Source organism: Rubrilithobacter danxiaensis, from assembly GCF_047272945.1.
GTDB lineage: Bacteria > Bacteroidota > Bacteroidia > Sphingobacteriales > Sphingobacteriaceae > Rubrolithibacter > Rubrolithibacter danxiaensis.
The window spans coordinates 1-21,656 of the sequence record NZ_JBKOPS010000002.1; the positions used below are offsets into that span (position 1 = coordinate 1).

Sequence of the window (21,656 nt, forward strand, 5' to 3'; positions counted from 1 at the left end):
ATACCCTAAACCAATCTTCAAACAGGGAATGGGTAATTCCGTATTCCTTAGACAACGATTTTGCAGAACGGTATTGTTCCGACATTGCCTTTACACAGTGCAGCTTAAATTCAAAACTGTGCTTCTTTTTCTTTATCATAAAAATGCCCCCAGAAAGTGTCTAACTTTTTGGGGGCACTGTAACATCATCCGCTTTTTTTATGAACAGTATTTATTTAAACTTGATTTTAGCAGAAAAAATGCCTAAAATCGCAGCATTATTTTCGGGATGTAGCGTAGCCCGGTATCGCGCCAGCATGGGGTGCTGGAGGTCGTCGGTTCAAATCCGGCCATCCCGACAATTTAGTTTAAATAATACTAGTAAACTCAAAACCCAAAACGCAGCTCTATTTTGAGGGTTTTGTTTTGTTCTACTGCAATTGTTTTTATTACCTTTATTTTCCCAAACATCAAATTTCTAATCACCTATCAAGAGACAATGAATGATTAGCTGAAATTTGTAAAGAGTGCCATTATTGGAAAATATTTAAGGGTAATTAGATGAAAATGAATACCTCTCCCGACATTATTCATAAAGGCGATAAAATTTTGCCGTCTTTATGTGAAACAAAAATAAACGTACTTCAAAATGTACAGGGACCCTCCATAAAGATTGAATTGAAAGAATCGTCCGTACATGGGTATGGAGTTTTTGCAAAAGAAACAATAGAAGTTGGAGAATTGATCGAAGAGGCTAGACTTCTGGCTTTGAAGTTCCGATCAAAGTACACTCATGATCCTGTCTTGCGAGATTATATTTGGGCTGATAAATCATGCTCCTGCGATAAATGTAGACAACATGGATTACGCCAATATATAGCTTTAGGATTAAGGATGACTTGATTAATTTGTCCGAGTGGTTACAGATTCAGTCGATAGAAAACAATGATGAATGGAACGCACTTCTTGGATTTTTCAATAAATGGATTAGCCATTCTGCCGGATACCGCGAGCATATTGAAGAAATATTTTTTGAGATGGATATCCTCCCTGGTGCACGCAGAGTTCCCCTCTTGTTCTTCGCGTTAGGTGATCAAAAATTACACAAGACAAATGATTTTCTGATAAGAGTTCTCCATGATACCCTTGGGAAAGAACAGCCCTTTTATCCGGTTCTCCAACGTTGCTTTGAATCTTGTCCCCAGAATGCATCTATTTTTTTTGCAGGAATACATTTTTCGAGGCAAGTAAAGGGTATACGAATCAATATCAAGAACCTGTATTATCATCAGGTAATCCAATTTCTAAAAGATATAGGATATCCAGGTGTAACTGCGGAGTTAGATTATTGGATTACTTTTACGTATAGCCTTTCTGACAAGATTAGGCTTTGTATAGATCTTGGAGAATCAGTCTTGCCGAAGGTAGGTTTTGAATGTTTTTGGGATGACCAACCTGCTATGGAAACACGTTGGGAATTTTTCTTAAACGAACTTGTTAAACAAGATGTATGTTTAAAAGAGAAAGCAGAAGCCTTTCTTTCATGGGAAAAAGAAATTTTTCCCAGCCTTTCGGCAAAGTGGCCGGAACAATTGTGGATTAAATCACTTGAGAGGCCTGAAAATGAATTTACCTGTCTTAAACGAAAGGTATCACATCTGAAAATAAGTATTGAGCCATCAAAAACACCCGAATTAAAATCATATCTGGGATATGGCAACTTATGGTTAAAAATAAATCCTACAAGAAAAGCAGTAAAAACCCCACAAAAGCAAACTTTTGCAAGAAACCCTGATGAAGCTATTGAGAGGGGACTTAACTTTATACTTAGTTCCCAGCAACAGTCCGGTTTCTGGATCGACTTCCAGTTACCTCCCGGGAAAAGTGATGAATGGGTAACAGCTTATACAGGATACTATCTTTCGTTTTTTGATGACCCTCGTATAAATAATTCACTTAAAAGAGCAGGGGAAATTTTGAAAGCAAGATATCGGCCGGGTTTAGGATGGGGATATAATGTTTTGACACCAGCAGACGCTGACAGCTCTCTTTGGGCTTATCTCCTCTTAACTCGTATATTTAAAACTGATGATGTAAAGATATATGATCATAGCGAGTTGTATCTCCTACCCCAGGGTGGAGTAACTACCTATATTGAGGAAGATAAAATTCGAGCAAATACTAAACTTGACGAAGATGCCTCTTTCGATGGTTGGCAAAGTCTACACTTATGTGTTACAGCGGCATATGCTTTATCTGGCAATAAACATGCATTGTATTCAATTCTTGAAAATCAGCGCCTAGATGGTTCAGTGCCATCATATTGGTGGACTACTGATGAATACGCTACCGCTCTTGCGACTGAAGCTATGGCTTTAGACCCCTCATGCAATAAAAACGAAATTAGAAAAGCAACAGATTGGGCATTAGGACGACTTCAGACATCTTTAGGGTCTCCGGTTTCTTCTTCTTTCAATATTTCATTGCTACTACGTATCTTGTTATTATCCCCAGAAGTAAAAGCAGTTCGAGAAGCAATTGATAAAGGTTTGACATATCTGTTAGAGTCTCAACAAGAAAATGGTGCTTGGATGCCCTCTGCGTGTTTACGGGTCCCTATGCCAGGTACAATAAAACCGGACGAAGCAACTAATAATTGGACTCTTACCGACCAAAATGGAATATTTACAAGTATTACAGTACTAACTACATTAGATAGAATAAATAAAATGCTTCATTAAATAAAAATTAGCAATTTTTATTTCTCCGAATCTTGATTACAAAATTTTAACCAGCGCATTTTCCAATCAGCGCAAAAAGCAATTCGAAGTTCTTCTTCTGTACACGGCAACTGATATTCTTCAGATAATTCAGCAATATCTTGCAGAGTCATAAGTGATTTAATAGCACTCTTGTTTTGCCTTAATATTTGTATTAGCTTTAGTGCAGACTGTGTTGACATGTGTTCCTATAAAAACTAATTCGGTTAAATGTTGAATGGAATTAACAATTATAAAAAATTAACTTGATAACCGTCCGCAAGAAATTCCGATTCAAGATGATTGAGATGTTATTGATTCACTCGTCCGTGCATCTTACCCCCCGCCTTACTTCGCCACGAAATCTTTTTAACTTATTCAAATATCCTCCCTTAAAATTCTAACAATAAAAAAGGGTTAGACTACTGCCTAACCCTACATCTACCTATGAAAAACTTGTCCTTTGGGAGGACAATTAAATATCAGACTTTACTTTTTAATTAAAAAATTTATTAGCAATTGAATTGATTTTTAACATATTTGTTACATTTGTACTCTGACCTTACTTAAGCCTGTGACAGGATTACTTCGTGTGATCCTTTTTTTATTCCCTAATAGTATCTGTAATTACTTCTATTCTGTTGCCTGGTTTAATAAACGTATCTGCTCCAAACTACGCTTTGAACTACCAAAGTTTATTGAATTTTTACAAAAACTTCTGTTTTGCCGGCTAATACTTTTGTCTGGGATCATCCTATAACATATAGAGAAAATTCAGATAATACAATGGCAAATTTTTTTAAACGATTAGTAGTTACAGCGACTTTAGGTTTCGTTTCAGCTTCGCCGATGTTTACATACGGTTCTGAAATATTGGTTACAATTCCATCAGATTCCTCAACTGTTACCAAAGACCCTTGGATTAAATTGCTTGATAAAAACCTATCGCAATGGGGCACATACCTCAGTTTCGCTCACGAAAAAACGTATAAAGGCCAGAAACCGCTAAATGAAAAAGGAGAAGAGCTAACTCCTGTGGGGTACAACAAAAATGAAAAAAATGTTTTTACTGTACTAGAAGAACAAGGCGAACCCGTACTAAAAATTAGCGGAGAAATATATGGTTGTGCATTTACCAAAAATGAGTACAGCAATTACCATTTAAAGCTCAAGGTGAAATTTGGAAATAAAAAATACGGGCCGCGTATAGGAAAATTAAATGATTCAGGAATACTATATCATTCAGTAGGAGAAAGCGGGGTAGATTACTGGCGCTCCTGGATGCTATCACAGGAATTTCAAATTATGGAAGGTCATACCGGCGATTACTGGAACATCGCCAATTCGGCAATTGATATTCGTGCTTATCTTTCTGAAGGTAAAATGAACAATATCGCTAATATAAAACAGCCTTTTCTACCTTTTGGCACAGGAAGCCAGGATGGTTTTTGCCTGCGAAGCGAAAATCATGAAAGTCCCGACGGTGAATGGACCAGTGTGGAACTGTTATGTTTCGAAGGCAAGAGCCTGCACATTGTAAACGGGCAGGTGGTTATGGTGTTGCAAAATTCCCGTTATGTAGAAAACGGCCAGCCAAAGCCACTTGTTAAGGGTAAGATACAGTTGCAGAGCGAAGGTTCTGAAGTGTATTTTAAAGATATTCTTATCAAAAACATAGATGAGTTTCCGCAACAATATAAAGCGTATTTCGATTAAGGTATGTTACCTGTTTCCGGCTTTTATTGTAACATACTGCTAAAATTCTGCCAGCGACAGTATATAAATGGATTAAAAATATAAATTTGGAACCTGACCTGTTTTAAATCTTTTCATTTATATGCCTGGTAAAGTTCTTTCTTTTGGCGAATTACTTCTGCGAATTACTCCTGATGCAAATGGCGAATGGTTAAATGAAAACCTGCTGCCTTTTTTCGTTGGCGGTGCCGAACTCAATGTAGCAACGGCCCTTGCATTGTGGGGAGTTCCGTCCGAATTTTTAACTGCCGTTCCTGATAATTCTGTTACACAGCAGATTGAAGCATACCTGGATAAGAAGAACATTCAAACAGGGAATATATTGCATCGCGGAGACCGCCTTGGACTTTATTATCTTACTAAAGGAAAAGATCTGAAAAATGCGGCAGTTATTTACGATAGAAAGGGATCTTCTTTCAGTGAACTCAATCCGGGGGATATTGACTGGGATAAAGCATTTGAAGGTGTTTCCTGGTTTCATTTCAGCGCAATTTGCCCGGCAATAAACCAGCAGGTTGCTGATGTGTGCCTGGAAGCAGTAAGAAATGCGGCAGAAAAAAATATTACTATTTCCCTGGATTTGAATTACCGGGAAAAGCTTTGGAAGTACGGAAAAGCGCCTTCAGAAATAATGCCGGAACTGGCAAACTACTGCAATATTATTATGGGAAACATCTGGGCTGAGCATAGGATGCTTGGAATTCCCCTGGATCAGGACCTGAGTACAGATTCCGGTAAAGATTTTCTGGTTCGTCACTCCCGGATTTCTTCCGAAGCAATCAGTAATCAATTTGCAGCCTGTACTGCCGTAGCAAATACCTTTCGTTTTGACCAGGGCCAGGGCATACGGTATTATACTACACTTTACCAGAACAAAGAATTGATCTGCTCGACTGAATATATTGCAGAGTCTATTGTAGATAAAGTAGGAAGCGGCGATTGTTTTATGGCCGGAATTATTTATGGCTTTTATAATCAACAGCCAGTCAAAGAAATTCTGGAGTTTGCTACAGCCGCGGCTTTCAACAAACTTTTTATAAATGCCGATGCTACTACTAATACTGTGGAAGAAATCTTAGAAACAAAAAGAAAGTATGCAGAATAAGCAAAACACATTAACAGCAATCCGTACTCAGGGCTTGTTGCCTTTGTTTTTCCATCCGGATGTTGAAGTATGCCTGGAAACGGTAAAAACACTTTACAGTGCAGGCGTAAGAACACTGGAGTTTACCAACAGAGGACCTGAAGCATTAGAGAATTTTACTTTTTTAAAGAATCAGTTGAAAGCGTCTCATCCTGATCTTCATATCGGTATTGGAACTGTTAAAACGGTGGAAGATGCGAACGCTTTTTTAAAGGCGGATGCCGATTTTATTGTTTCTCCTATCGTAAATCCGGCGGTTGCCACTATTGTACATGAGGCAGGTATGTTATGGATTCCCGGTTGTATGACCCCCACTGAAATCTTCTCAGCACAGCAAAATAATGCAGCTTTGGTTAAGATCTTTCCTGCCAATATCCTCGGCCCTGCTTTTGTATCTTCTGTAAAAGAATTATTTCCCGGCCAGTTATTTATGCCCACAGGCGGAGTTGAAATTGAAAGGGAAAATATCAGGAACTGGTTTAAATCCGGCGTTTGCGCTGTTGGGATGGGGAGCAAGCTGATTAGCAAAGACGTACTGGAAAATAAATCATACGATTCTTTACTTAGTTTAACTGCAAAGGCGCTTCAACTTGTAAAAAGCGAACGAGAATAACGACTTTTGATTAGTTTAAACTAATTATTAGTTTTGAAATATACCTAACCAATTCATGCCCGAAGTTAAAGTACATACATTGAACGATGCATGGCTGTTGCAGCAAATGGAATGCGGTGATAAGCAGGCATTCAATTTATTGTACGAAAAATACTGGGAACGCACCTATTCAGACGCCTATAAGCGACTGAAAGACTACGACGCCGCGAAAGATATAGTGCAGGAAGTTTTCACTCACATCTGGCTGAAAAAGGACAGTACACATATTGAAAACTTGCCGGCTTACCTGAATATTGCCGTTCGTAATAAAGTTTTCAAGGTGCTGGATAAGCAAAAACTTAAACATCCTTTTTTTGAGATTCTGGAAAACATGCCTTCAACCTACCTTCAGGCAGATGCTGATGTGCTGTGGAAAGAGTTTTTTAAATCATACGAAGCACTTTTGAATTCGCTTCCCGAAAAAAGACAGGTGATTTTTCGGCTCCGGTTCCAGGAAAACCTTTCTACCAAAGATATTGCCCTGCAATTGGGCCTTTCGAGAAAAACTGTGCAGAACCAGCTTGGAAAGGCTATCGAGCAATTGCGGATATCCCTCTTCCACTTATTAACTTTACTGATTGCTTTGATTGTCTGAGAATCCGTTCTCCAAACTCATCCTGAAAAATAAAAAAATTTTCATCCCCGATGGGACTTTCGTTTATTTCCGGGTCATCTCTATAACCAATTAAACCAAATTACCTTAAAACCTGATTCTGTTTTTGATTTTTTCTGGCAGGATTTATTATAAACTTATTAAATCATTTCATGGACAAACAGTATTTCCTTGTGTTGCTGCATAAATATCTTAAAGGAAAAGCTACCAGCGAAGAGCAGAGTTTTTTAATAAGTTATTATAACCTGTTTCAAAATGAGCCGGATGTTACTGCTTTACTTACTGATGAAAAGAAAGAGGAGCTTAAAAAGCAACTGCAGGATTCCATCTGGAATACAATTTCCGAGGAAGAACAGTCGTATAAAAAGATCCGTGCTATAAAAACCATACTTGTCAGAACAGCAGTTGCAGCAGTTTTGGTTGCCATCTGTACTGTTGGGTTGTATTTTTTAAATGTGCGCAAGGATGAAGCTTTAACTCCTGTTACAGTTTCCAATTTTCAGAAAGGCGACCAGATTATCCATCTCCCTGATGGGAGCACGGTGATTTTAAGCTCGGGGAGTAAACTTCAATATCCTTCTTCTTTTACATCTTCCTCAAAAAGAGAGGTGAACCTGGATGGGGGAGCATTTTTTGATATTTCGCACAATCCGTCCAAACCATTTGTGGTACATACCGGAAAGGTACAGACTACCGTACTCGGAACGGCATTTAGTGTAGAAGCTTTTTCGTGGGAACGGGATATAACGGTAACTGTTAGCCGTGGAAAAGTTAAAGTGAGCGATCAGCATAAAATGCAGGGAATAATTACTCCGGACCAGCAGATAAAGTACAACAGGTTTAAAGCTGTTTCTTCGAAGAAAAATGTGGATGCTGCCGGTTACACGAACTGGAAAGGATTAAACTTAATTTTCGACGATATTACAGTAGCCGAAGCAGCAGCACTTCTTCAAAACAAGTTCGCAGTAGCCATCCGGCTTAAAGATAACTTCAGTAATTCAAAACGCTTTACCGCCACATTTAACAGAGACGAAAGCCTCGAACATATCCTGAAAAGCATTTGTGAATTTAACGGAGCGTCTTATTTCTACGATAAGCAGAAAGCTCTGGTCATTATTAAAAGTACCCGACCCGCAAAACCAATAAAAACCCATTAATATGAATGTTAAGTATTTGTCTTTTAAGCGGCTGTTATATGAAAAATAAATAAGACGGTTTTTCAATAAAAAAACCCTGAAAATTTGCTTGTACAAATGTCCAGGGCGTGTTCAGGCACGACTGCCATCGTTTCTGAACTGAGTTTTAATTCAACCCTTTACAGGGTATTTGTTCACTTAAAACCAATTCAAAAGTATGAATTATTCTGTATTTTTTGCAGAACAGCGGGCTATTATTAAGATTCCGCAAGCGGTTAAACTCCACATTGAAAACTCAACCATTAAACAACTTATGCGGATTGGTATAGTTTCATTTTTTATCTTAACTACATCCATTCAGTTACTTTCTGCAACCGCCGTAAAAAGCCAGGCTATTGACCAGGTTAAAATTTCTGTGGAGTTGAAAAATGGCTCCCTGACAGACGCTTTCCATAAAATTGAAAAACAAACTCCTTTTCATTTTATGTATCGGAAAGAAGACGTAAAACATGTGCAAAACCTAACAATTTCTGCAAATAAAAAATCGGTAGCCGAAGTTCTTAAACGTATTTTATTGCATACCTCCCTTCGGTTCCGCCAAGTGGATAACCAGATACTCATTTCTATGACTGATTCATCCAGGCAGGGATATTTAAATTTCCCCGATTTGGTAAATACGGATGAACAGGAAATAAATGCTGTTGTAAAAGGGCGTGTTACCGACACCAAAGGGGTGCCCCTTGCCGGTGTAAGCGTTAAAGTCAAAGGTTCTTCTGCCGGTACAAGTACAGATGCCGACGGAAGATACAGCATCAGTGTTCCGGATGACGGGACGCTTGTTTTTACGTACATCGGGTTTAATTCGATGGAAGTAGCGGTACAGGGTCGTACAACGATTGATGTGGTGCTGAAAGAAGAATCGAAAGCACTAAACGAAGTAGTAGTAACGGCACTGGGAATAAAAAGAGAAGCAAAAAGACTGGGTTATTCAGCTACTTCAGTAAATACCGATCAGTTAACCGTAAACAGATCCACTAACGTTGGAAACAGCCTGGTAGGTAAAGTAGCGGGTTTAAACGTATCAGCTCCTGCAGCCGGTCCCGGATCCTCTTCCAAGATCCGTATCCGCGGACAATCTTCTTTTGGCGGGAATAATTCTCCCTTAATTGTAGTAAACGGAGTGCCTATTAATAATTCAAGTATTTCTGCCGGTGGAGCTAACGGAAACGGCACCGGAAATCCAACCGGTGGCTCTTCGGATGCCGGCGATGGATTGCAGAGTATCAATCCCGATGATATAGAATCAATGACCGTTTTGAAAGGTGCCGCTGCGGCCGCACTTTACGGGTCAAGGGCAAAAGACGGCGCTATCATCATCACAACAAAAAGCGGACGCGGAACTACGGGTATCGGCATTGAGTATAATTCGAATTTTCAAACGGAAACCGCACTTGATTTTACTGATTTTCAATATGAATATGGCCAGGGCGAATACGGCCTGAGGCCAACAACCGTAGCCGAAGCTCAAAGTTCGGGCGTATTCAGTTTTGGTGAACGGTTCGACGGAAAACCCACTCCACAGTTTGACGGCTCTACCCAAGCCTATGTCCCTTACAAAAACCGGATCGCAGATTTTTATCGCACAGGCATAAATGCTACCAATTCGATCAGCGTATCCGGAGGAAATACGAACGGAAATTTCCGCTTATCTTTTGCCAATACCGATGCGAAAAGTATCATGCCGAATTCGGCTTACCACCGGAAAGTTTTGAATCTGGGCTTGAATTATAACCTGACTAAAAAACTTTCCACCCAGGTTAACGCCAACTATTCAAACGAGTATAATAAAAATCCGCCTCAGATCGGAATTCAGGATATGAGCGCCAATACAACCATTTATACGATGGCTACCAGTATTGATGCCGACTGGCTTAAAAACCGGAAAGATGAAAATGGAAATGAAATGCCTTTATCACGATTTACCAATCGTAACAATCCGTATTGGGTAGCTTACGACAGGTTTGAAAATGTTCGCCGCGACCGCATCTTTGGCAATGTTTCCTTGCGTTATCAGTTTAACGACTGGCTTTATGCACAGGGCCGCTTCGGGCAGGATTACTTTACCCGTCCGTACGATTATAACCGCCCTACCGGAACCCGTTCTTTAGCTGCGGCAAGTACCGGGTTTAACGGCTACTATTACCAGGATATTACTACATTCCGTGAACGTAACATGGATTTCCTGATTGGAGCCAAACACAATTTCGGCAAGTTCGGAATAGATGTCACTCTGGGCGGGAACCAGATGAAACAGGTAACTACCAATAACAGCAATGCGGCTACCAATTTTTATGTACGCGATCTGTACACTATTATGAATGCCCAGGTTAAAAACCCGCAGTATTCTTACCTCGAAAATCGGATAAATTCATTGTACGGATCTGCGGACTTTTCATACAAAAACTTTCTGTACTTAACTGTTACCGGCAGGAACGACTGGTTTTCCTCTCTTAATCCAAAATCTAACAATTATCTGTACCCTTCTGTAAGTTCCAGTTTTGTTTTTAGCGATGCTTTCAAAGTGCCTCATTGGTTAAGCTACGGAAAACTACGGGCCGCTTATGCCGAAGTGGGCGGAGGAACGGATCCATACACAAACAACCTTTATTATTCGCTTAACGCCAATACGTTTAACGGAGTAGCACTTGGCTCGCAGTCAACAGCCATTGCTCCAAATCCAAACCTGAAACCCTTAACGATAAAGGAAGCAGAAGCGGGTTTGGAAATGCGAATGTTTAACAGCCGCCTGAACATTGATGTGGCTGTGTATCGCAAAAATACGGTTAACGAAATTCTGAATGTAGATATTTCAAATGCGTCTGGTTATACGCAAACTAAAGTAAATGTTGGTAAGCTCAGAAACCAGGGTGTTGAAATGCTGCTAAGCGTTGTTCCGGTATTAAAAAATGATATCCGATGGGAATCCGCATTTAACGGCACATACAACAAAAGCGAAGTGCTTCAGTTGGCAAATAACCAGGCACGGGTAGATGTTGGAACAGGAGAGTTTTTCGGTACCGTATCACACGAAGTAGGAATGCCTTTAGCTTCTCTTCGGGGATTCGATTACAGGAGAGACGATCAGGGCCGCATTATTACTTCAGGAGGTTTGCCGCTGCAGGGCAGTCTTACCACTTTCGGCAGCGCTATTCCCAAATGGACCGGCGGCTGGATCAATAATTTTAATTACAAAAAATTAAGTATTTCCACACAGATCGATTTTAAAGCAGGGTATAAGATCATGTCGAACTCAAACATGAACTTTTTGCGTGAAGGGCTATCGAAAGCTTCCTTAGCTGGCCGGGAAGGGGGAGTAGTATTTCCGGGCGTCAACGCCGATGGTACACCGAATACAACTGCTGTTGAAGCGGAAGCATTTTATACGGTATATCGCACCACCGGTATTGCAACACCATTTATGTATAACGGCAGCTTTATAAGATGGCGCTCGTTAACTGTGGGCTACGATCTTTCCCGGTACGTCAATAAGTCTTTCATAAAAGGCCTCACGCTTTCGGCAACGGTAAATAATGTACTGATGATTAAAAAGTACATCGACAATCTCGATCCTGAAGCGCAGGTTTCAGTTTCAGATAACCTGCAGGGAATTGAAACGCATACACTTCCAACAACCAGAGTGTACGGTTTAAACCTCAATGTTAAATTGTAAACCTTAAATCGATTTTTATGAAATACATATATAGAATTATGCTGTCGGCCTGTATGCTTATCGGCATAAGCAGTTGTGATAAAAATTTTGAAGAAGTGAATGTAAATCCGGTGCTTCCAAGTACGCTCGATCCTGTTTATCTTTTTTCAAATGCACAATTCAGTTCCGCTATCGGCACCTACTTTTATCAGTCGGAAATCGTTCAGCAGATCAACACTCCTTTTACAGGGGTATTGGAAGGCGGTAATCACAACATCGTGTACGATCCCAATACTTCTGCCAATTTCAATTCCCTGTATAATGGTCCTATAAAATACCTGGAAGATGTAATTAATCAAACAAAAGACAATCCCGGGCGAAGCAACTTGTATAACATGGCCCGTATCTGGAGGGCGTATGTGTTCCAGGTTTTAGTTGATACCTATGGCGATGTGCCTTACACCGAGGCTGGAAAAGCATATTTAGAGGGTATTAACCTCCCAAAATACGATGACCAGAAGGTGATTTACGAAGACATTCTGAAAGAATACCAGGAAGCTACCAAAGCCTTGGATGCCAGCAAAGCTACCGAGCAGGGCGATATTTTTTACAGGGGCGATATCGCACAGTGGAAAAAGCTCGGCAACTCGCTGTTGTTACGTGCGGGGATGCGTTACACAGAGATCGATCCGGCAAAAGCCGAGCAGATAGTAAAAATTGCGGTTGATCCGGCCAACGGAGGCGTGTTTTCCTCAAATGCTGATAATGCTTTTGTTGCCTTCAATTCAACATTTACCAATCCAACCGGTGCCTGGTTTCAGGGAACGGAACGTGGCAACGTTTACCTCGGCGCTCCTTTTGTTGATTACCTGAAAAATACCAATGATCCACGCTTGCAATACATCGCTGTTAAATATGAATTGCCTGCAAACCCCCTGGCAACTGCCGGTGCAGCAAATACAGATCCGCAGGATCAGCAGGGAATGCCTTATGGTTACAATGAAAGTACCATTGCAAGTGCACCCGGCTTTCCGGGTAAAACCGGGGCTGCTTTCAACTATTCCCAGATTAACCGCAGTACCGTTGGTAAAATAGATGCTCCTGAGTTTTTTATTACTCATGCACAAACACAGCTGCTGTTAGCAGAAGCCGCGTCGCGGGGATGGATAGCAGGAGATCCGGCCGCTTTTTACAATGAGGGAGTAAGAGCACACATGGCACAGTTAACCCAGTTTGACGCCGCAGCTGTAATTTCCGACGATGCACAAAACGCGTATCTTCAGGCAAATCCTTTTAATCCTGCTGCTGCACTGGAACAGATTAATACGCAATATTGGATTGCTTCCTTCCTTAACGGTTCAGAAGCCTGGGCTAACTTCCGCCGAAGCGGTTTTCCTGCCTTAACACCAAATCCGTACCCGTCTGCAGATCCGGCAGTAAAAGGAGATTTTGTACGGAGGCTTACTTATCCTGCCAGAGAACAATCTGTAAATACCACCAATTATAACGAAGCTGTTGCCCGCATGGGAGGCGACGACCTCGGTGTGCACGTATTCTGGGATGAATAATAGCTGAAGTTTAAATTAAAGAATAGATAACCAATTATTAAATCCATTATGAATAAAAAAAGAATTCTTATTACTGCTTCGGCACTTGTTTTCAGTAGTTTTTTTGCTCAGGCTCAGCGTGTAGGCTCTTCGCCGGAGTATATTAAAAAATTAACTGCCGACTGGAAGGGAGAGCGTTTTGCAGATGGCAGGCCAAAAGTTTCCGACGCCATTCTTAACCGCCTGAAAAATATTTCAATTGAAGAAGCATGGGGCGTATTACGAAACAAGGGATATGTAAATCAATACGAAGGCGACTGGCAGATCATCAATCCGGACAGTACCATGGTTGGCCGGGTTGTTACAGCACAGTACATGCCTTCCAGGCCAGATTTGGTTAATGTAGTTAAAGAACAGGGAAAGGCCGAAAACAGGTCTATGAAAGGTGGGACAAATTCCTGGCCCATAGATATTTTAACTGACGGGGATATTTATGTTGCCGACGGTTACGGAAAGATTGCCGATGGAACATTAATCGGCGACAACCTCGGAAATTCCATCTATGCCAAATCTCATAAAGGCGTTATTTTTTATGGATCCGTAAGAGACCAGGAAGGGCTTAGCGAAATAAAAGGCTTTAATGGTTGGATAAAAGGACAAGATCCTTCCTATATCCGAGACATGATGCTCACCACCATCAATGCTCCCATCCGGATTGGCCGTGCAACGGTTCTCCCCGGTGACGTAGTGCTTGCCAAAAAGTACGGAACTATCTTCATTCCGGCCGCACTGGTAGAAGACCTCGTTATAACATCAGAAGTTACTGCCTTGCGGGATGAATTCGGGCATCAGCGCCTGCGGGAGAAAAAATACCTTGCCGGGCAAATTGACAGCGAATGGACCGAAGAAATTAAAAAGGACTTCCTGAACTGGCTCAATAACTATCCCGGCAAACTACCAATGACGAAAAAAGAGCTCGACGACTATTTAAAAGAGCGTAATTATTAATCACTTTATTATTAATTGAAATAGAAATTATTAAAATGAAAAGCATTTTACAACAGATCATAGCACAAAATAAAGAACAGGAAAAGACAGAAGCAGCAGCTGCGAAGGCGGAAATCAACAATCCCTCAACTTCAGACAGTCGCCGTAATTTTCTTAAGAAAACTGCAATAGGCGGCATCGCTTTAGGCGGATTAATGAGCCTTTCAATAGAAGATACCATAGCGCAAACCACCTCTAAAGTTAGCAGAGCCTCCAATCCTTCAGATTTAAAGATCACCGACATTCGTTATGCCTTAACAACCGTCCTTGGCGGAACGGCCATTATTCGTATCGACACCAACCAGGGTATTTATGGCCTCGGAGAAGTGCGGGACGGCGCCGATCCGAAATATGCACTTATGCTGAAGAGCCGTATCCTGGGGATGAACCCCTGCAATGTCGAGATGATTTTCAAGGCAATTAAACAGTTTGGCGGACCATCTCGCCAGGCGGGCGGTGTTTGCGGCGTAGAAATGGCTTTATGGGATCTATGCGGCAAGGCTTACAACGTTCCTGCATGGCAGTTATTGGGCGGTCGGTATCGTGACAAAGTCCGTTTGTACGCCGATACCCCCGAAGCAGGATCTCCCGAAGAACAAAAGAAGCTCATCAATTACCGCATCAACGACCAGGGATATACCTGGCTAAAAATGGACGTATCTATCGGTGAACTGAAAGGGAAACCGGGCACGTTGGTCAACTCGAAGTTCTGGGAAAACGCCAAAGGAGATTTAGCGCAATGGGGCGATCAGAGCAATTACATGTCTTACGGAAATACCGCCCATCCCTTCACCCAGATCCAGATAACAGAAAAAGGACTGGAAGAACTGGGAGCTATTGTTGAAAATGTGCGCAGGCTGGTAGGGTATGAAATACCGCTGTCGACCGATCATTACGGCCATTTCGATATGAATAACGGCATCCGCCTGGGAAAAGCCCTCGAAAAATACCGCCTCGCCTGGCTTGAAGATATTGTTTCCTGGGAATTAACAGACCAGTGGAGAACCATGTCTGATGCCTTAGAAACCCCTACACTTACCGGTGAAGACATCTATTTACTTAAAAACTTTAAGCCACTTATTGATAATCACGCCGTGGATATCATTCACCCCGACCTGGCAAGTTCCGGCGGACTTTTAGAAACGAAACGCATCGGCGATTACGCCGAAGAACACGGAATAGCAATGGCGATGCACCAGGCTGGCACACCGGTATCCTTTATGGCAAACGTACATTGTGCGGCCGCTACTCAAAATTTCCTGGCGCTCGAACACCATTCGGTGGACTTACCATGGTGGGAAAGCCTCGTAAAAACTACCGACGGCCGCCAGCTGATTACAAAAGGTTTTGCCAACGTGCCGCTATCTGCACCCGGCCTGGGAATCGAATTAAACGAGGATGTAGTAAAACAACACCTGCATCCGAAAGATAAAAGTTATTTCGCTCCAACTACCGAGTGGAATGACCGGCGTTCTCATGATCGTGTTTTTAGTTAGTTGTTAGTTTAGTAAGAGATGTCCGGAAGATGCCATCCTAACCCTGTCGTTCGTCATCCTAAGCCGGTCAAAGGATACCTTTCGGACATTCTCTTTAATCTGTCAGAGTTCTTATCTTACATAAATTATAGTTCGTTTTGAAACAGATAAACCCTTATAAAATTGCCATAGCACTAGCTGTCCTCAGTCTTCTGGTTGCCTTGGTACTTACTATCAGTGGTAATATACAGAACGCCGGGCCTGCGTTTATTATATTCTTCATCGCCCTTGCTGTCGGCTTCCGTGGCTTTGATCATCTTAAAGGCTTTGCCTATACGGTAGTAATTTTTGCGGCTGTAACCACCTCTTTATATTATCCTCAATACTTTATTACGCTCAACGGGTATAAACTATCCGGCCTCATTACCCCGCTTATCCAGGTCATCATGTTCGGAATGGGAACCTCCATGAGCTTTAAGGATTTTGCAGGAGTTATAAAAACTCCCCGGGGAGTCTTTATCGGGGTGTTCAGTCATTTTATAATCATGCCGCTGCTGGGCTTTTCACTTGCGGCCATCGGAATAAACCTCTTTAATTTTGCTCCCGAGATCGCCGCCGGGGTTATCCTGATCGGCTGCTCTCCAAATGGGATGGCATCCAACGTTATTTCATTCCTGGCTAAAGCAAACCTGGCCTTGTCAATTACCATAACCGCTGTTTCAACCATGCTTTCGCCGCTGGTAACACCGGTATTAATGAAATTATTTGCAGGAGCATTGGTGGAGATCAACGTACTGGATATGATGTGGGAAATAATTAAAATGGTGATTATTCCCATCGGTGCCGGACTGTTGTTTAATCATTTCTTAAGCGGAAAGGCCAAATGGCTCGACGCTTCCATGCCTGTAGTATCTATGGCCGGAATTGCCTTTATTATCGTCATTATCACCGCCGCAGGACGCGATAGTTTGCTTACTATTGGTCCCGCACTGTTATTAATAGTCCTGGTGCATAATTTATGCGGCTACACACTCGGGTACTGGTCCGGCCGGTTGTTTAAAATGAGCGAACGCGATTGCCGAACCATGGCCATAGAAGTAGGAATGCAAAACGGCGGACTCGCTTCGGGCATTGCAAAAGAAATGGGAAAAATAGCTACGGTTGGTTTGGCTCCCGCGATATTCGGCCCATTGATGAACGTTACCGGATCCATTTTAGCATCCTACTGGCATAAGAATTCGCCGAAGGAATTTGAACAGGGCTACCGGGAAGAAGCTGCACAATTAGCATCCAAACACTCCTGAAGCACTAATAAGAAATAGTTAATAAGAAAATTTATGAAAACGATAGTAAGCGTGCTTATACTGTTTGTAATAAGCGGTGTTACCGCCACTGCACAAACTAAAGACGAAAAAGAAGTGGCAGCCGCCGTTGAAGTCTTAAAACAGGGAATAGTAAATGCCGACCGCAATATACTGGAATCAATAGCCGCAGACGAACTGGTTTACGGCCACTCAAGCGGAAAAGTGCAGAACAAAGCCGAGTTTGTGGAAGAAATAGTAAGCGGAAAACCGCTCGATTATATTACGGTTGATCTGCTGGACCAAACTATAAAAGTTGCAGGAGAAACAGCCATTGTAAGGCACATTTTTACCTCGCAGATATCAAATAACGGCACTCCCGGTAATTTAAAGATCGGTAATATGCTCATCTGGCAAAAACAGCACGGCAAGTGGAAACTGCTGGCAAGGCAGGCGTATAAGATGTGAGTTGTTCCTTATTTGTAAGGATTAAAAGGTTTAGTAAATTAAGAAAAGCATCGACAGAAGCATTTAACTATCTACCGTCCCGCTTTCCGCTCATACTCCACGGGCATTAGCCACAAGGCCGGTATGGGCTACAATCAAGTTTAGATTGCTTCTATTGCTTTTCACAGAATTTTTTACCTTTCCCTCATGCTTCTTGTTACATGTGCAATCATCGTAAATTCTAATCATCAAGTTTTAGTCGCTCAAAGGAGCGCTTTAATGACTTTACCAATGAAGTGGGAATTTCCAGGGGGAAAAATAGAAAAAGGAGAAAGTCCGGAAGATGCTTTAATTAGAGAGATTGAAGAAGAGCTCGGTATAAGCATCCAAATAATGTACTTTCTCGATTCAAATATTCATCAATATGCCACGAAAGCAATTCGCCTAATTCCCTTCGTTTGCAAGATTAAAGAAGGGGAAATTTCATTAAGAGAGCATGCACAATATAAATGGCTTAATCGAAATGAATTGTTAGATTTGGACTGGGCAGAGGCGGATATTCCAATTGTTAACGCTTACCTAAAGCAATATGATGAGTAAAGAGCTCGGCCTTTACGAGCAATTAATTAATAAACTTTTTTACAACAAACTTCAGTCTATTAAAGGAGAAGAATTTTTTGTTAAAACTTCTGTTTTAGACAAGGAAGAAGCTGCAAGGTATCTAAGCCAGTATTTGTCAGATATCATACGGTTCGCCTTGAGTGAGTTTAAAGGCGACGATAGCGTAATTCGACAAGTAGAACTATCAAATAAGTTAATTCAGGTTTTAATTGATGAGCTCCCAAAACTGCAAATTTCCAATAATCTTTTAAAGAGCGGTGAAGTTTTGCAAGCAATAATTTCCAAGCTTGATTCTCCATTTACTAATTTTGACGAGCGCTTAAAGCAAATAACTCCATATACCCGCTTAACTCAGAGTGAGCTATTCACAGGAAATAATGTCGGCATTTCCCTAGAAAGTGAAATAAGAAAAGAGATCCTTTCAGCAGATGAAATCTATTGGCTAGTCTCCTTTATTAAATTCTCGGGAATCAGAATATTTAAAGAAGAGCTTGAAGAGTTTACAAACAGCGGTCGAAAACTAAAGATAATAACGACCTCATACATGGGGGCAACAGATGTAAAAGCAGTTGAATTTTTAGCAGGCTTAAAGAATACTGAAATAAAGGTTTCTTATAATTCAGAACATGAACGGTTGCACGCAAAAGCATATTTATTCATTCGGAATACGGGGTTCCATACCGGATACATCGGCTCCTCAAACCTTTCAAGATCAGCTCTGACAAATGGCTTAGAGTGGAATTTGAAAGTTACCACCAAAGAGATTGGGCATATTATCGATAAATTCAAGAAGACATTTGAGACTTATTGGGAGGATAAAGAATTTGAATTTTATCAAAGTGGCAGTGACAAAGAAAAGCTTGTTAAAGCTTTAAGAATTCAACGTTCTTCCGGAAAGCAAGAAACTATAACCTTCTTCGATTTAAAGCCTTTCCCTTATCAGGAAGAAATACTAAGTAAACTTAGTTCAGAAAGACTTATTCATGGACGAAATAGAAATTTGGTTGTAGCCGCAACAGGTACGGGCAAAACTGTCATTTCTGCTTTTGACTACAAAAGCTTTAAAGCAAAAAATCAAAGAGCACGACTTTTATTTATAGCACATCGAAAGGAAATATTAGAACAGGCTCAAACAACTTTTCAGCATGTTTTACGAGAGGCAAACTTTGGAGAGTTATGGGTAGACGGCCAGGAACCTACAAACTTAGAATACGTTTTCGCGTCAGTCTATACACTCAAAAACCAAATATCCGAATTAGCCCTTTCCGCTGATTTCTACAATTTCATTATTATCGATGAAGTACATCACATCGCCGCTTCTATCTACCGTCCGGTATTAGAAAAGTTTAACCCTGAAATCTTACTGGGCTTAACCGCTACACCTGAACGGATGGACGGCGAGGATATATTAAAAGACTTTTGTAATAACATTGCTGCAGAGATTCGTTTACCAGAAGCTCTTAATAGAAAGCTTCTTTCTCCTTTTCAATATTTTGCAGTTTCCGACACTGTTGACCTTCGTAAAGTTTCATGGCGAAATGGGCGTTACGATATAAACGAATTAACGAAACTTTATACTGAAGAAGATAGAAGAGTCGGTGAGGTAATAACCAATTGCGAGAAATATTTGACGGATGTCAATGAAGTTAGAGCTTTAGGTTTTTGCGTTAGTCAGGCACATGCGAATTACATGGCCGAGAAATTTACTATGGCAGGTTTAAAGGCCGATTATTTAACAAGCGGTAATACCCAGAATCGCGATCCGGTAAGAGCCAGACTTAGAAACAAGGAAATCAACTATCTCTTTGTAGTAGACATCTTTAACGAAGGTGTCGATATTCCTGAAATAGATACCGTTCTTTTCCTTCGTCCTACAGAGAGTTTAACTATCTTCTTACAGCAACTGGGCCGCGGACTGAGATTGGCGGATGGTAAAGATTGTTTAACAGTTTTAGATTTTGTCGGTAATGCTCGTGCAGAATACGACTTTGAACATAAGTTTAGAGCCCTAGTCGGAAAAACGCATACTTCAATCGAGAAAGAAATCGAAGATGAATTTCCTCATTTGCCTTTAGGCTGCTCCATTATTTTAGAGAAAAAAGCTAAGGAAGTTATACTTAGAAACATCAGGGAAGCAATTGGATTTAATAGAAATCAATTACTTGCAAAAATAAGAGCTTTTAAACTTAACTCTACATTGTCGTTAACCCTTCAAAACTTTTTAGAGTTCAACCATATAGATCTTCCTCTTATTTATAAAAAGGGGAGTTGGAAAAGGTTATGTGTCGATGCTGGAGAAATTCCTGCTTTTACTGAACCTAATGAAGTTGAACTGACCCGTTTAATGTCAAAGAAGCTCCTACAATGCAATTCCTATAGCTACTTGAACTTTATAAAAGGATTAATTCAAAATGGGTTTAAGACCAGTAAGCTCACAACTACTGAAGAATCAATGCTATTAATGTTTCATTATGATGTATGGCAAAAAGCAGGATTCGAACTAGGGTTTGCAGATTTAACAGAAAGCTTAGCCCAACTATTAAAAAATCCGGTAATGCTTTTGGAATTGGAAGAACTTATTGATTGCCTTATAGAGAAAATAGATTTTATAGAAAAGGATATTGAGCTGCCTTTTCCTTTTCCTTTAAAAATTCACAGCAGATACAATAGAGATGAAATTCTTGTAGCAATAGGTCTCCATAATTTCGATAAAGCCGCTTCCAATCGGGAAGGCGTAGCATTGAATAAGGCGCTTAATGTAGAAGCATTGTTCGTTACATTAAAAAAATCAGAGAAAGAATATTCTCCTACAACCCTTTATGATGATTATGCCATCAATGAGTTTCTCTTTCACTGGCAGTCACAAAATGCTACTGCTCCCGAATCACCAAAAGGACAATCATACATAAAGCAATCTGAATTGGATAAGAAAATATTACTTTTCGTACGCGAACAGAATGATGATGAGTATGGCTTTACCATGTCTTATGTATTCTTAGGTGAAGCAGACTTTACAAAGTCAAGCGGTTCAAAACCGATGAATATAGAATGGAAATTAAAAGAACCTATGCCTGCTTATTTGTGGAAAGAGAGTGGGAAATTAGCAGTAGGTTAAGAAGCCTCCAAATCGTCCTCCTATGAAAATATCATTCGGACCTTAGGTTATTGATAAACTAATATTCCTGAGAAGTCGGGCGGTGGTATACCCCTAACTGTCCGTAGTCTGTAGCGTTGCTTTTGTGCGTAAGGGACTACGGATTGAATAATAAAAGAAGGGTCTTGGACTCGTTAGAGAAAAACGTAAGGAAATTGATTAAAGTTATGAAGGCGAGTCGGAGACTCTTATTTATGAATGAATCCGTAGAGCGCTGCGCTAACTCTACGGACAGTGGGTGAAAGGCATTTATAATGATGAAATCCTTCTGTTACAAATCCAGCCTCTACAGGATTATTATGAATATATTCTGCTTT

The 21,656-nt window shown here is 40.8% G+C and carries 16 protein-coding genes and 1 tRNA gene; 16 read left to right on the top strand and 1 reads right to left on the bottom strand.

The features are described 5' to 3' along the window. Positions 1 to 264: 264 nt before the first annotated feature. From ACLCDL_RS02050 to ACLCDL_RS02060, 3 genes are all read left to right on the top strand, one after another. Positions 265 to 338: transfer RNA gene (locus ACLCDL_RS02050), tRNA-Pro, on the top strand. A gap of 202 nt (positions 339 to 540) precedes the next feature. Continuing rightward, positions 541 to 882 carry an SET domain-containing protein gene (locus ACLCDL_RS02055; RefSeq protein ID WP_423146360.1) on the top strand — a complete coding sequence of 114 codons (342 nt, stop codon included), beginning with the start codon at positions 541 to 543 and terminating at the stop codon, positions 880 to 882. Continuing rightward, positions 879 to 2,720, top strand: coding sequence for a prenyltransferase/squalene oxidase repeat-containing protein (locus tag ACLCDL_RS02060; RefSeq protein WP_423146361.1), 1,842 nt, complete (start codon positions 879 to 881; stop codon positions 2,718 to 2,720). Before ACLCDL_RS02055 ends, ACLCDL_RS02060 begins: the two co-directional genes overlap by 4 nt. A 17-nt stretch (positions 2,721 to 2,737) precedes the next feature. On the opposite strand, the gene ACLCDL_RS02065 is transcribed toward ACLCDL_RS02060, so the two are convergent. After that, positions 2,738 to 2,941 (bottom strand): hypothetical protein, encoded by a 204-nt coding sequence (locus ACLCDL_RS02065; RefSeq protein ID WP_423146362.1) that lies wholly within the window; start codon positions 2,939 to 2,941, stop codon positions 2,738 to 2,740. Between the two features lie 583 nt (positions 2,942 to 3,524). Here ACLCDL_RS02065 and ACLCDL_RS02070 point away from each other — a divergent pair. The 13 genes from ACLCDL_RS02070 (at position 3,525) to ACLCDL_RS02130 (ending at position 21,300) form a co-directional block, all read left to right on the top strand. Then, positions 3,525 to 4,454 (top strand): 3-keto-disaccharide hydrolase, encoded by a 930-nt coding sequence (locus ACLCDL_RS02070; protein WP_423146363.1) that lies wholly within the window; start codon positions 3,525 to 3,527, stop codon positions 4,452 to 4,454. 121 nt (positions 4,455 to 4,575) lie between these two features. Further along, positions 4,576 to 5,598, top strand: coding sequence for a PfkB family carbohydrate kinase (locus ACLCDL_RS02075; RefSeq protein WP_423146364.1), 1,023 nt, complete (start codon positions 4,576 to 4,578; stop codon positions 5,596 to 5,598). Then, positions 5,588 to 6,250: a bifunctional 4-hydroxy-2-oxoglutarate aldolase/2-dehydro-3-deoxy-phosphogluconate aldolase gene (locus ACLCDL_RS02080; protein WP_423146365.1), complete on the top strand. Its 663-nt coding sequence runs from the start codon at positions 5,588 to 5,590 to the stop codon at positions 6,248 to 6,250. Before ACLCDL_RS02075 ends, ACLCDL_RS02080 begins: the two co-directional genes overlap by 11 nt. Positions 6,251 to 6,305: 55 nt before the next feature. Next, positions 6,306 to 6,884 carry an RNA polymerase sigma factor gene (locus tag ACLCDL_RS02085; RefSeq protein WP_423146366.1) on the top strand — a complete coding sequence of 193 codons (579 nt, stop codon included), beginning with the start codon at positions 6,306 to 6,308 and terminating at the stop codon, positions 6,882 to 6,884. 170 nt (positions 6,885 to 7,054) lie between these two features. Continuing rightward, positions 7,055 to 8,059, top strand: a complete 1,005-nt coding sequence (locus ACLCDL_RS02090) for a FecR family protein (RefSeq protein ID WP_423146367.1) — start codon at positions 7,055 to 7,057, stop codon at positions 8,057 to 8,059. Positions 8,060 to 8,255: 196 nt separating this feature from the next. Then, positions 8,256 to 11,768 (top strand): SusC/RagA family TonB-linked outer membrane protein, encoded by a 3,513-nt coding sequence (locus ACLCDL_RS02095; protein WP_423146368.1) that lies wholly within the window; start codon positions 8,256 to 8,258, stop codon positions 11,766 to 11,768. Between the two features lie 17 nt (positions 11,769 to 11,785). Continuing rightward, positions 11,786 to 13,315, top strand: a complete 1,530-nt coding sequence (locus tag ACLCDL_RS02100) for a SusD/RagB family nutrient-binding outer membrane lipoprotein (RefSeq protein ID WP_423146370.1) — start codon at positions 11,786 to 11,788, stop codon at positions 13,313 to 13,315. Between the two features lie 48 nt (positions 13,316 to 13,363). Next, complete coding sequence (locus ACLCDL_RS02105; RefSeq protein WP_423146372.1) at positions 13,364 to 14,302, top strand: RraA family protein; 939 nt, start codon at positions 13,364 to 13,366, stop codon at positions 14,300 to 14,302. 35 nt (positions 14,303 to 14,337) lie between these two features. Beyond that, the gene (locus ACLCDL_RS02110; RefSeq protein ID WP_423146373.1) at positions 14,338 to 15,837 is read left to right on the top strand and encodes a mandelate racemase/muconate lactonizing enzyme family protein; all 1,500 of its coding nucleotides are present in this window, start codon (positions 14,338 to 14,340) and stop codon (positions 15,835 to 15,837) included. Positions 15,838 to 15,974: 137 nt separating this feature from the next. Continuing rightward, on the top strand, positions 15,975 to 17,120 hold the full coding sequence (locus ACLCDL_RS02115; RefSeq protein ID WP_423146374.1) for a bile acid:sodium symporter family protein: 1,146 nt from the start codon (positions 15,975 to 15,977) through the stop codon (positions 17,118 to 17,120). Positions 17,121 to 17,153: 33 nt separating this feature from the next. Continuing rightward, on the top strand, positions 17,154 to 17,585 hold the full coding sequence (locus ACLCDL_RS02120) for a nuclear transport factor 2 family protein (RefSeq protein ID WP_423146375.1): 432 nt from the start codon (positions 17,154 to 17,156) through the stop codon (positions 17,583 to 17,585). A 186-nt stretch (positions 17,586 to 17,771) separates the two neighbouring features. After that, positions 17,772 to 18,164 (top strand): (deoxy)nucleoside triphosphate pyrophosphohydrolase, encoded by a 393-nt coding sequence (locus ACLCDL_RS02125; protein ID WP_423146376.1) that lies wholly within the window; start codon positions 17,772 to 17,774, stop codon positions 18,162 to 18,164. Then, a complete protein-coding gene (locus ACLCDL_RS02130; protein ID WP_423146377.1) occupies positions 18,154 to 21,300 on the top strand; it encodes a DEAD/DEAH box helicase in 3,147 nt (1,048 codons plus the stop codon). The genes ACLCDL_RS02125 and ACLCDL_RS02130 overlap by 11 nt, the downstream gene beginning before the upstream one ends. Positions 21,301 to 21,656: the final 356 nt, after the last annotated feature.